Origin of the sequence: Gilliamella sp. Fer1-1 (assembly GCF_001690825.1) — a bacterium.
GTDB classification, from domain to species: domain Bacteria; phylum Pseudomonadota; class Gammaproteobacteria; order Enterobacterales; family Orbaceae; genus Gilliamella; species Gilliamella apicola_C.
This window is the reverse complement of record NZ_LZGX01000112.1, coordinates 23,306-34,390: the sequence shown is the minus strand read 5'-3', so window position 1 is coordinate 34,390 and position 11,085 is coordinate 23,306. Positions and strand designations below refer to the sequence as shown.

General features: G+C 33.3%; 12 protein-coding genes and 1 tRNA gene. 8 read left to right on the top strand and 5 right to left on the bottom strand.

Annotated elements, in window-relative coordinates; genetic code table 11:
• The 3 genes from A9G28_RS12450 to A9G28_RS12445 form a co-directional block, all read left to right on the top strand.
• Positions 1-245, top strand: a 245-nt coding sequence (locus A9G28_RS12450; protein WP_176702158.1) for a 3'-5' exoribonuclease domain-containing protein, incomplete at its 5' end; no start/stop codon positions are given.
• A gap of 44 nt (positions 246-289) precedes the next feature.
• A complete protein-coding gene (locus A9G28_RS14285) occupies positions 290-631 on the top strand; it encodes a helix-turn-helix domain-containing protein (RefSeq protein WP_081301588.1) in 342 nt (113 codons plus the stop codon).
• Positions 523-1,539, top strand: a complete 1,017-nt coding sequence (locus A9G28_RS12445; protein WP_442903271.1) for a tyrosine-type recombinase/integrase — start codon at positions 523-525, stop codon at positions 1,537-1,539. Before A9G28_RS14285 ends, A9G28_RS12445 begins: the two co-directional genes overlap by 109 nt.
• Before the next feature lie 49 nt (positions 1,540-1,588).
• Here the strand turns inward: A9G28_RS12445 and A9G28_RS12440 are convergent.
• Together A9G28_RS12440 and dnaQ are read right to left on the bottom strand one after the other, a co-directional pair.
• Positions 1,589-1,665: transfer RNA gene (locus A9G28_RS12440), tRNA-Asp, on the bottom strand.
• Positions 1,666-1,776: 111 nt separating this feature from the next.
• Complete coding sequence (gene dnaQ / locus A9G28_RS12435; protein WP_081297789.1) at positions 1,777-2,514, bottom strand: DNA polymerase III subunit epsilon; 738 nt, start codon at positions 2,512-2,514, stop codon at positions 1,777-1,779.
• A gap of 237 nt (positions 2,515-2,751) precedes the next feature.
• Here dnaQ and rnhA point away from each other — a divergent pair, with 237 nt between their 5' ends.
• The 3 genes from rnhA to A9G28_RS12420 all read left to right on the top strand — a co-directional run bounded on the left by rnhA (position 2,752) and on the right by A9G28_RS12420 (position 5,304).
• Positions 2,752-3,225 (top strand): ribonuclease HI, encoded by a 474-nt coding sequence (gene rnhA, locus A9G28_RS12430; RefSeq protein WP_065566966.1) that lies wholly within the window; start codon positions 2,752-2,754, stop codon positions 3,223-3,225.
• 73 nt (positions 3,226-3,298) lie between these two features.
• Entirely contained in the window at positions 3,299-4,027 is a 729-nt protein-coding gene (gene gloB, locus A9G28_RS12425) for a hydroxyacylglutathione hydrolase (RefSeq protein ID WP_065580883.1), read from the top strand.
• Positions 4,028-4,236: 209 nt separating this feature from the next.
• Positions 4,237-5,304, top strand: coding sequence for a transglycosylase SLT domain-containing protein (locus A9G28_RS12420; protein WP_176700628.1), 1,068 nt, complete (start codon positions 4,237-4,239; stop codon positions 5,302-5,304).
• Here the strand turns inward: A9G28_RS12420 and A9G28_RS12415 are convergent.
• Positions 5,285-6,064, bottom strand: coding sequence for an endonuclease/exonuclease/phosphatase family protein (locus A9G28_RS12415; protein ID WP_065580882.1), 780 nt, complete (start codon positions 6,062-6,064; stop codon positions 5,285-5,287). The genes A9G28_RS12420 and A9G28_RS12415 overlap by 20 nt on opposite strands.
• Positions 6,057-7,628 carry a glutamate--cysteine ligase gene (gene gshA, locus A9G28_RS12410; RefSeq protein WP_065580881.1) on the bottom strand — a complete coding sequence of 524 codons (1,572 nt, stop codon included), beginning with the start codon at positions 7,626-7,628 and terminating at the stop codon, positions 6,057-6,059. Before gshA ends, A9G28_RS12415 begins: the two co-directional genes overlap by 8 nt.
• 296 nt (positions 7,629-7,924) lie before the next feature.
• On the opposite strand from gshA, the gene A9G28_RS12405 reads away from it, so the two are divergent.
• Entirely contained in the window at positions 7,925-8,341 is a 417-nt protein-coding gene (locus A9G28_RS12405) for a hypothetical protein (protein WP_065580880.1), read from the top strand.
• 439 nt (positions 8,342-8,780) lie between these two features.
• On the opposite strand, the gene rlmC is transcribed toward A9G28_RS12405, so the two are convergent.
• Positions 8,781-9,947, bottom strand: a complete 1,167-nt coding sequence (rlmC, locus tag A9G28_RS12400; protein ID WP_065580879.1) for a 23S rRNA (uracil(747)-C(5))-methyltransferase RlmC — start codon at positions 9,945-9,947, stop codon at positions 8,781-8,783.
• 210 nt (positions 9,948-10,157) lie between these two features.
• On the opposite strand from rlmC, the gene map reads away from it, so the two are divergent.
• Positions 10,158-10,946 carry a type I methionyl aminopeptidase gene (map, locus tag A9G28_RS12395; protein WP_065580878.1) on the top strand — a complete coding sequence of 263 codons (789 nt, stop codon included), beginning with the start codon at positions 10,158-10,160 and terminating at the stop codon, positions 10,944-10,946.
• Positions 10,947-11,085: the final 139 nt, after the last annotated feature.

Sequence of the window (11,085 nt, the reverse complement as noted above, 5' to 3'; positions counted from 1 at the left end):
GAACAAATTTTGACCCTATTATTTTGGAAAATGCGTTCAATGAATATTCATTACAAAAGCCGTGGTTATATTACCAAGTTCGAGATGTTAGAACATATATTGACACATTAACACGAACAACAAAAGGAAAAATTGAAGGTCATACGCCGTCATTTAATTTTATAAAACACAACGCACTACATGATGCAATGTTCGATGCAGAGCAAATGTGTGTTGCATATGAAACAAATAACTCAAAGAATTAACGCCAAATTTGGCGAAAAATATTAAATTAATTTAGATAAAAATTATGTATTACACAACAAAAGAAGCTGCGAGTTATATAAAAGAGCATCCAACTAATGTTAGGGCTAAAGCATCAAAAGGAATTATCAAGGGATACAAGCGTAACGGCAAAAAAGGACACTGGCTTTTTGAGAAGGAAGATCTTGATAATTACATAAAAAGAAATCAAAATGACACCTCGCAAGAGGTGCTGCGACATAAAGAGTTTGAGGAGTTTAAAAAATGTCAAAGCAACCAATTAAATTATACAAACGAGGGGAAATCTGGCACTACGCGTATAGCTCACCGAATGGTACCGGAAGAGTACGCAAAAGCTCTGGGACTAGCGATCAGCAAAAAGCATTAGAGCTAGCTGCTCGTGAATATGATACAAGCTGGCGAGTGGCAAAATTGGGTGAACGACCAGAATATACTTGGATAGAAGCTGTTGTTGTCTGGTTAAACGAGAAACCAGAAAGAAAGGAAAATAAAAATTACGATCTAATTTGGCTGGATAAATATTTAGCTAATAAATGTATTTCAGAAATTGATCGCAATTTAATAAACTTTATCAAAAAAGAAAAACAGGAAACAGGTGTAAAAAACAGAACTGTTAACGGTGTACTGCAACAAATTAGAGGCGTACTTAATTGCGCATATGAGAATGATATGATTGATAAAGTACCCGCTATAAAAATGTTACCAGAACCACCACCAAGACAAGTTATGCTAACACCGAATCAGGAAAAAAGGCTTGTTGATGAACTACCTGATCATTTAATACCTATTGTTCTTTTTGCACTAGCAACAGGTTTAAGAATGAGTAATATCACAGGCCTTTTGTGGGAAAATGTTGATATTAAAAATCGTCATGCATGGGTTAACATCGGTAGCGGTAAAGTAAAAACCAAAGGAATTGGTATTCCATTAAACAGCGTTGCATTGTATGTTTTAGAAAATTTGCAAGGCAAACACCCAACAAATGTTTTTACTTACAAAGGTAATCCAATAAAGCGCGCTAATTCAAAAGAATGGAGAAACGCTCGTAAAAGAGCAGGCCTACCCCATCTTAGATTTCACGATTTAAGGCATGTTTGGGCAAGCAGACACTCAATGAATGGTACTCATCCACACGCGCTACAGGATTTAGGAGCGTGGAGTAAAGCTGATACAGTTAGAAGATATGCTCACTTATCTTCTAGGCATTTACTAGTAGCTTCGGAAAATGCGCTATCAGAAAGTGCCACAAATTTGACACAAAGAGTATTGCAATAAAAAAAGCACTTTTGCGGAGTGCTTTAATCGATTGATATTCTTAAAGAATTGGCGGAACGGACGGGGCTCGAACCCGCGACCCCCTGCGTGACAGGCAGGTATTCTAACCAACTGAACTACCGCTCCGCTTTTTAGTCACTTAGATGAAGAACATCTAAAGTAGGCGCAATATTAAAGATTATTTTTAGTCTCGTCAATAAAAAATTTTAAATTGAAATTTAATTGAATACAAAACAATCATTGCAACGAATTCCATAATGCACCGCCACATTTTTTATCAATTTTCTTCAAAACTGCCTCATGTTCAAAAAGCTCATCTTCTGTTGCTTTAATGACTTTTAAAGGAACCCCATTACGCTCTACTCTTTTTATTGCATTAGGTTCAGATGAAGATAAATTATTGTCTTCTGAACTAAAAGATAACGTCGTTTGTCCCCCTGTCATAGCTAAATAAACTTCAGCTAGAATTTCGGCATCTAATAAAGCACCATGCAACGTTCGATGAGAATTATCGATCTGATAGCGTTCACATAATACATCTAGGTTGTTACGTTTACCTGGAAATAGGCGCCTTGCCATAGACAGGGTATCAGTAACAAGACAATGATCAGCAGTTTTAAAATCTAGCCCACAAAGACGAAATTCATAATCCATAAAGCCTACATCAAACGAGGCATTGTGAATGACTAATTCGGCACCATCAATAAATTTAATAAAATCGTGGGCAATATTTTTAAAAATAGGTTTATCTTTAACAAATTCATCACTTATACCGTGGACTTTAAAAGCATCCTGATCAATCAAACGTTCTGGGTTAATATAAACATGGAAATGATTACCCGTTAATCGGCGATTTATGACTTCAACGGCACCTATTTCAATAATCTTATGACCTTCATAATGATTATTACCCTCTTGATTCATACCTGTTGTTTCTGTATCTAATACGATTTGGCGTGTAGGATTATGTATCACTTTCTTCTCTTTTATATCAGTAATTGGGGAAAAACGTTTTTAATGGTATAGTCTAACACCAAAACCCTTTAATGTTGATACCTGATACCTATAGATGAAATAAGGTCAAATGGTTAAATTGGTGGGGGGAAATCAACAAACAAAATAAAGCCCAATTATTGCATGCTTTCAATTGGAATAAAAAATTTAACTAAAACAACAAACTTGATCAACAATATTGAGAAAAGAAATCAGAACATGCTAAAAAAGATAGAAATATATACAGATGGTTCTTGCCTTGGTAATCCAGGTCCTGGTGGTTATGCGGCTATTTTAAAATATAAAGAAACTGAAAAAATATTATCAGAAGGTTTTTTTAAAACAACGAATAATCGCATGGAATTATTAGCTGCGATTGTTGCTTTAGAAAAATTAAAACATCCCTGTCAAATTGAACTATATTCTGATAGCCAATATTTGCGTAATGGGATTATCAATTGGGTAAATGGCTGGAAAAAAAATGGCTGGAAAACAGCCAACAAAAAACCCGTAAAGAATGTCGACTTATGGAAAAGGCTTGATGAATTAGTGCAACCTCATAAAATTGAGTGGATTTGGGTCAAAGGTCATGCAGGGCATATTGAAAATGAACGTTGTGACATTATAGCTAAAACACAAGCTCAATCCCCTACTTTACAAGATATGATATTTGAACAATCTGTAGATAATTAACTTATAAAATAGTGTTATTCAACAAATATAAATTAACTTGCTTTAGAAAAATAACTAATGGTATAAACGTAATATGTATCAATTACATAGTATTAAATCCTTAAAAGACAATTATATTTGGATTCTAACTAATCCTAATAATCAAGCTGTGATTATAGATCCTGGCGAAGCTGAACCTGTGATTAATTATATTAATAAACATCAATTATTACCCCTTGGAATTTTAATTACTCATCACCATATCGATCACACTGGGGGGGTATATGAATTAAAAAATCAATATCAAAATATTGAAATCTACGGCCCTAGCGAAATTGATTTACCAATTAATTATCTTGTTAATCAAAATAGCGTTTGTATTGGTGATTTTAATTTTACTGTCATTGCTGTACCAGGGCATACTCTTGGTCATTTAGTGTATTACTGTAAGCCTTTTTTGTTTTCTGGAGATACTTTATTTTCAGCGGGTTGCGGTAGAGTTTTTGAAGGGACTTATCAGCAAATGTTAGATTCGTTAAATCATTTAAAAAAACTACCTAACGATACTTTAGTTTGTGCAGGGCATGAATATACTCTATCCAATTTAGCATTTGCCTCTCAAATGCTACCCGATGATGAAAACATCAAAAGCTACTTAAATTCGATCTCAAAACAATCGCAAACATTACCGTCTATTTTGTCTAAAGAAAAACAAATTAATTTATTTTTGCGATGCCATGAAAATCAATTGCAAAATAAATTCAATTTTAACAATGAATTAGATTTGTTTGTTTTTTTTAGGAGCCAAAAAGACATTTTTTAGGTATAATACCGAACTCAATTTAGATGAAAACTTACGAACCAATGAAAAAGTTATTAATATTTACAGCGTTATGTTTGTTTTTAATCGCATGTCAACATAATGGACCGCGATATAATCCTATAGTTAAAATAAAGTATTCCAGAAACACAGCTAATAATATAAATAGTTCTCGTAATTATGCATCTATCACGCAAAATCCATGGCAATATATGCTTAATCAAATTGACGCATATATTCCAGAAAATAGTCGCGTTAATGCAGAGAGAGAACGATTATTACGTAATCCTAAAGGATTTGAAACGATTGCTTCACGTTCAGAGCCTTATGTCTATTACATAATAAATCAACTTCGTAAAAATAATCTACCTGCTGAACTAGCTTTAATTCCTCTTATTGAAAGTGCTTATGATCCACTTGCAACATCATCAGCACAAGCAGCGGGATTATGGCAATTTGTTCCAATTACAGCTAAAGAATACGGACTACAACAAAGTAGTTCATTTGATGCTCGTCGGGATCTTATTGCATCCACTAACTCGGCTATTTCTTTGTTGCAAAATTTAAATAACCGTTTTAACGGCGATTGGTTATTAACTTTGGCGGCTTATAATGCTGGTGAAGGTCGAATAAGAAGAGCCATTGAAAAAAATCAGGCTAAAGGTTTACCAACTAATTATTGGGCACTAGAATTGCCGACAGAAACTATGCATTATGTCCCTAAAATTTTAGCAATTATTGATATTGTTAAGAATAATAAACGATATGGAATTAAGTTACCTGATTGCAATTATGAAAACTCACTTGTTAGAATTGATATATCTAAAAATATTTCGTTAGCTAAAATTGCTAAATACTCTAAGTTATCACTTGATGAGTTAACAACATATAATGCAGGGTATGTGCAACAAACAGTAAATGGTCCTTTCCATTTGCTTGTTCCTTATGCTCATGCGGCAGATTTATTTAAAAAATTACAAGCAGATAACCTTGTTGTCAATGAGGTTACAGAACTTCTACAAGATACTCCTCGTACTAATATGCCATTTGAATTTAGATCTGGCTTTATGCAAAACAATAGTATTGCACGTAAAGAGAGTTTTTCTAGAAATGTGAAAAAGATTGCCTATCTTGTCAAAGCAGGTGATAGCCTTTACTCCATCGCTCAAAGTTATCGTGTAAAGATTACCGATATATTGCAGTGGAATAATCTTAAGAATTCTAAAGTACAAGAAGGCGATATCTTAACAATCAATCTTGCTAATGCAAATCCAATCTAAAATTGACTAATAGAGGATTATGATCTGAAGCTGTTGTACTAATGATTTCAGCAGCATTAAGTTGTAATCCTCGATAAAAAACAAAATCAAGTGGTCTTCCCATAAATGTTTTTCGAATATCCACAGGAAAATTAACAGGCTTAAGCTCAATTGAGCGCACAAGATGATACAACAAATTTAGTCGCTGTTTGCTCCATGCATTAAAATCCCCTGCTAAAATAACTGGACCGTTATGCTCTTTTATTCGAATTAATAGCATACGTATTTGTTGGCGGTAGGCTTTTACACCAATACTGAAATTTACAGCATGAATATTCGCAACTAATAATTGTTTTTTAGAATTGTTGATAGGATAAATAGTAATTAAAGCAGATTTAGGGACACGAATTAATGGCTCTCTTTCTCTGAAAGAAAAAAGAGAAGCTGGTAATACATCTGAAATTGTCATTACGCCAGCATAAATATCATTAAAACAATATGCTGGAACATGATCGGCAATTTTATTATGTTGTGAAATAAAATTAAGTAACGGTAATGTGGTTTGAGCTTCTTGTAATAAAATCAGTTTAGTTTTATCAGCATGTCGTTTAAGAATATCGATACAGTCAGCTTTTTTTTGTTTAAAAATATTCCAAACTAAAACCGAAAAGGAAGTTTGATCGATTAACGGCTTATTTACTATGATTGGTTGATTAGGCAAGATTAATTCAACTTCATTACTTGCCTGATATCGTAATGTATAATGTCGTTTTTTAAACATCTTTTCCGTTCAACTTATTCTTCAAATATTCATCAAAAGATAAAGTATCACTCTGCTCTTTTTTATTCTGTTTTTCAATAGATAAATTACGTTGTTGAACAAAATCACCATCAGTTAATAATGCTAAAGGCTCAGCAATAAGCTGTTTTCTATATTGACTTGCTAAAGCTAAACCAAATTTTTCCGTGCCTAAATCACTTATTGCTTGCAATGTTCTTGCTGATAAAGTTAATTCGGGTTGATCAAACATTAAGTCTAAATGCTCGCAGACAGTGCGATAGCTTCTTTCATCGTCTTGATGATCTAAAACATCAGCAACACGTAATAAGTCTTTAAATAATTCATGCCCAACTTTAGCCAAAGGCTCTCGATAGCTATCACAACCCATACCGATTTCAAGCCCTGGTTTTCGGCCCTCCATAATAACTCTATTCCAATTTAGTTTAGCACATTCAAGCTCTTGGCTACTCATTTCAGGAGCAGGTGCTAATGCACACCAAATTAAGAAAAGATCAATAAAGCGTATTTGCTCTTCGGTAATACCCACCGGTGAAAAAGGATTAACATCTAATGCTCGCACTTCAATATACTCAATACCACCACGCAAAAGAGCATCTGACGGTGACTCCCCAGCCATTGGTACTCGTTTAGGTCGAATTGGTGCATAAAACTCATTTTCAATTTGTAAAATATTGTCATTTAATTGGCGATAGTGACCATCAACCTTAATACCTAACTTAGCAAATTCTGCTGACTTAGTATGAGTTGCACGTTTTAGGCCTTCAACATAGGTATCTAAATGATTAAACGTAATACCAAGCTGTTTTTGTGCATTATTTGTATACCCTATGTCACTTAATCTTAATGAGGTTGCATAAGGTAAATAACAGTTTCCATTAGTCTGCTCAATAAATGCTTTAGCTTTTTGTGGATCTTGAATAAATGAAGAACACATCGATGGCGATGCACCAAATAAATAAGGAATAACCCAACCGAAACGATAATAATTGCGAATTAGCGTAAAATAGCCCTCCGAAATGACCGCTTTACCTTCTTCGGTATTTTTTACTCCATCTCTTGCTTGCCAAAATGCAGTGGGCAATGAAAAATTATAATGAACCCCCGAAATTGTCTGCATCATTGCGCCATAACGGTTTTTTAACCCTTCTCGGTAAACTGTTTTAAAGCGCCCTTCATTTGAAGTACCATATTGTGCAAGGATAATATCTTCTTCATTAGCAACAAAACAAGGCATGCTTAAAGGCCATATCATTTCATCACCAATATTTACACTAGCATAACGATGCAAATCACGCAAAAATGTCAACATATAGTCAATATTGCTATTAACGGGGGTAATAAACTCTAACATTGATTCGGCAAAATCAGTCGTTATCCACGGATGAGTTAATGCTGCCCCAATTTTTGGCGGAAATGACGTTTTTGACAATGACCCATCAGGCAAAATGCGTAAAGTTTCACGTTCAAGGCCTCGTTGAATACCTTGTAAAATGGTATAGTGTTTTTCTAACCAACTAAGTGCTTTTGAGACATCAGGAATCATAATCTTTCTTTTCCTACATTAAGTTTTTATAAGGTTAATATTATCATAATTTACTCGTTACTATAGATCATTTTGGCATTTTGTGAATGGCTAAAATAAATAACGCGTGTTGTAGAAATAAAATAAAAAATAATGCTACCTATTATCAATAGTCAAAACTATCGAGATAAATTTTTATCTATTGCATAGATAGTATTTACTAATCATAATTGAAATCATGATCAATAGAGTAAACATTATGCCTACTTTGATGCCATTCTCTTGTGGTTATGTACTTAAGGTTTGAGGATATTTACATGAACACATTGTTTTCGACATATAGCCACTTTTTTGGCATTAATATTAAGAGAAATAAAGCAATAGAAATTAGAAAAGCCATAATTCATAATTTTAGAAAGCCTTTTATAAAAAAAGATATAAAAACGCATGGTCCTTTATGGAGTCAATATATTTCGCCTCAAGGGGCAATTGATATTAATCATCTTGATATAGATAAAAACATATCGGGTTATGTGTTAATTGATGGAAAAGGCAACAATCTACATCTATTTTTATCTTCTTTAGAAAAGTTTTTATCCTATCTTGAAAATAGAAATGATGGGATATTTCCGCCCATTTATTTTGTAAATAAAGATTTTACTTTTTGCCTTGCTGAAAATGGAGAACGTGGTTCAATGAGGCCAATTTATGTTTATAAAGGTACGATAATCTAAAATTAATAAAAAATAATTATCAATTTGGGCATTAAGGCACAGCTACTATTACCTATATATCAATATAGGAATCAAATGTATTATGTGGCAATGAACCAAGAAATATCCGATTTGAATCATTCCACAATGATTAATTGATAGTAATAGACTTGCTCGTTTGCTTCTCAATCATTTGCCGTGCAAATACGATACCACCTACCCCAACATCTTGTTAAAGCAATCAGTGCTCCATAGGTGGTTCAATAAATTAGAGACAATTTCATGAACTGGGATTATCGCTGTTTTATATTTAAATTTACGATTAGGTTGTCGCTTTACTACATAAAACTGGCGATTTAAAAAACTTGTTGGCTATGCTTTTTAAAACCAAAATTTAGATAATGCTAATAGTTACACCTAGCATTTATTCAACAACTCTAGCGCTGAACTTATGGAAAAATTAAAGCTTTTTATTTTCATGTGCACTCTTTTTTTTCAACAAAATTAAAACTTCCATATGAGCAGTATGTGGGAACATATCAAATAATTGCGATTTAGTAATTTGATAATTATTTAACCATTTTAAATCTTCAACAAGTGAAGATAAGTTACAACTTGAATACATAATATAATTAGGCGACATTTGTTCTAAATACTGTGAAAGCATTTTGCCAGCTCCCCGCCTTGGCGGATTTAGCAATACTAAATCAGGAATCTTTTGTTCAGCAATAGCATACTGGGTAGCATCAAGCGATTTAAAAATTAACTGTTTAAATCCCAGATTATTAGCAGATTTTGTTGCGCACTCAATTGCATCTGGGCTAATTTCAATCCCTGTTAATTGAATATTTTTCTTTATTCCTTGGCTGACACAACTTAATCCAAAACCACCTACGCCACAAAACAGATCCCAAATAGAATAGATAGGTAAATTTGCAATCCAGTCACTTGCTGTTTTATAAAGATTGCTAGCAACATCAGTATTAGTTTGAAAAAAGCTTTTAGGTTTAATAAAAAGAGGAACACCATTTAAGGTCATGGGTAGGAATGGGCTCTTTGTTAAAACTAACTCTTCGTCGCCTTCTAATATTGCCGCATGATTAGGTTGTATATTTATTGATACCACCAATAAGTTTTGAATTTTTTCTTGTAATTGTTTGAAAGAATTATTTATTCTATCAACAAACTTGTGCGATTTTAAAATAAATCGGATCATAAAACAGATTTTATCATCTATTTTACTTTCGGTAATGATAACAAATTTTAACTCCCCTTTCCGCTTATTGATGTTATAAGGCACAAGCTCTTGTTTACGGATGAAAGTTCGAACCAGTTTTAAAATATTTTGCATACTATTTGAGTAAAGAGGACAATCACATAAATCGACCATCTCATTTTCCGTTTGTATACCCAAAATAGGTTTTTCAACAGTACCTAGCACCGCCATTTTTGCTTTATTACGAAAAGCAGTTTCATGGCTAGCAAATGGTTCTTTGACGTCGGTTGGTTTAAACTGATTTAATTGTTGTAACAGCTTATTTTGTTTTTCGGCTAATTGTATGTGATATGGGCGGTCTAACCACTGGCAAGAAAAACATTTTTTTTGCTGATAAAAACGACATTGCATTAATATAAAAACCTTTTTTATAATGAATTATTATGGATTGAATTCACTCTAATAGATAAGTATTGTTTTTTATTTTATACTAAAACATATAGCTTCCTGAAACTTTTTTACAAAAATATTAAGTAAAATACCCATTTAATCCGCTAGTATGATTTGACGAAATAGCGGTGTATGATAGGATATTGTCATTACTATTACAGGAAGAATTTAATGTCTATTAAGTTAAAAACCCCCGCAGAAATCGAAAAAATGCGCATAGCTGGTAAGCTGGCGGCTGAAGTTTTAGAAATGATTGAAGCCTATGTAAAACCAGGCATTAGTACAGGTGAATTAGATAAAATTTGTTACGATTATATTATCAACGTACAAAAAGCCATACCTGCTAATATTGGTTACCATGGTTATCAACATACGAGCTGTATTTCAATTAATGATGTTGTTTGCCATGGCATCCCGAGTTTTGATAAAAAGCTGAAAGATGGTGATATTTTAAATATCGATGTGACTGTTATCAAAGATGGTTTTCATGGCGATACCTCTAGAATGTATATTGCAGGAAAGCCAACAATTGCAGGTGAAAAGCTATGCCAAGTTACCCAAGAAAGTCTCTACGAAGCAATTAAAATCATAAAACCAGGTATTCGTTTAAAAGAAATTGGTAAAACGATACAAAAGTATGTAGATAAGTTCGGTTTCTCATCGGTACGTGAATATTGTGGCCATGGTATTGGTGAAGTCTATCATGACGAACCACAAGTTTTACATTATGATGCAGATGATGGCGGTGTCATTTTAAAACCAGGTATGACCTTTACGATTGAACCTATGGTAAATACTGGTGACTGGCGCACTCGAACCATGAAAGATGGTTGGACTGTCAAAACGAAAGATCATGGTCTTTCTGCGCAATATGAACATACCATTTTAGTGACAGACAACGGTGTTGAAGTGTTGACGCTACGTAGCAACGAAGATTTTCCTCGTATTATTGAACACTAAGTAAAAAAAGATTCAACAATATGTTATTGTTGAATCTCCCCATTTTATAAATCTCTATCTATAATATTTATATTAGCGTTTTTTTGCGCTAACTTTTTATTTAACTCATCTATTTTACTTCTATGTATATCTTTTTTCA

Bases quoted from the DNA above. Each gene is read 5' to 3' on its own strand.
- A9G28_RS14285 (WP_081301588.1), top strand. From the start codon at position 290: ATGTATTACACAACAAAAGAAGCTGCGAGTTATATAAAAGAGCATCCA.
- rnhA (WP_065566966.1), top strand. From the start codon at position 2,752: ATGCTAAAAAAGATAGAAATATATACAGATGGTTCTTGCCTTGGTAAT.
- gloB (WP_065580883.1), top strand. From the start codon at position 3,299: ATGTATCAATTACATAGTATTAAATCCTTAAAAGACAATTATATTTGG.
- A9G28_RS12420 (WP_176700628.1), top strand. From the start codon at position 4,237: ATGCTTAATCAAATTGACGCATATATTCCAGAAAATAGTCGCGTTAAT.
- A9G28_RS12415 (WP_065580882.1), bottom strand. From the start codon at position 6,064: ATGTTTAAAAAACGACATTATACATTACGATATCAGGCAAGTAATGAA.
- gshA (WP_065580881.1), bottom strand. From the start codon at position 7,628: ATGATTCCTGATGTCTCAAAAGCACTTAGTTGGTTAGAAAAACACTAT.
- A9G28_RS12405 (WP_065580880.1), top strand. From the start codon at position 7,925: ATGAACACATTGTTTTCGACATATAGCCACTTTTTTGGCATTAATATT.
- rlmC (WP_065580879.1), bottom strand. From the start codon at position 9,947: ATGCAATGTCGTTTTTATCAGCAAAAAAAATGTTTTTCTTGCCAGTGG.
- map (WP_065580878.1), top strand. From the start codon at position 10,158: ATGTCTATTAAGTTAAAAACCCCCGCAGAAATCGAAAAAATGCGCATA.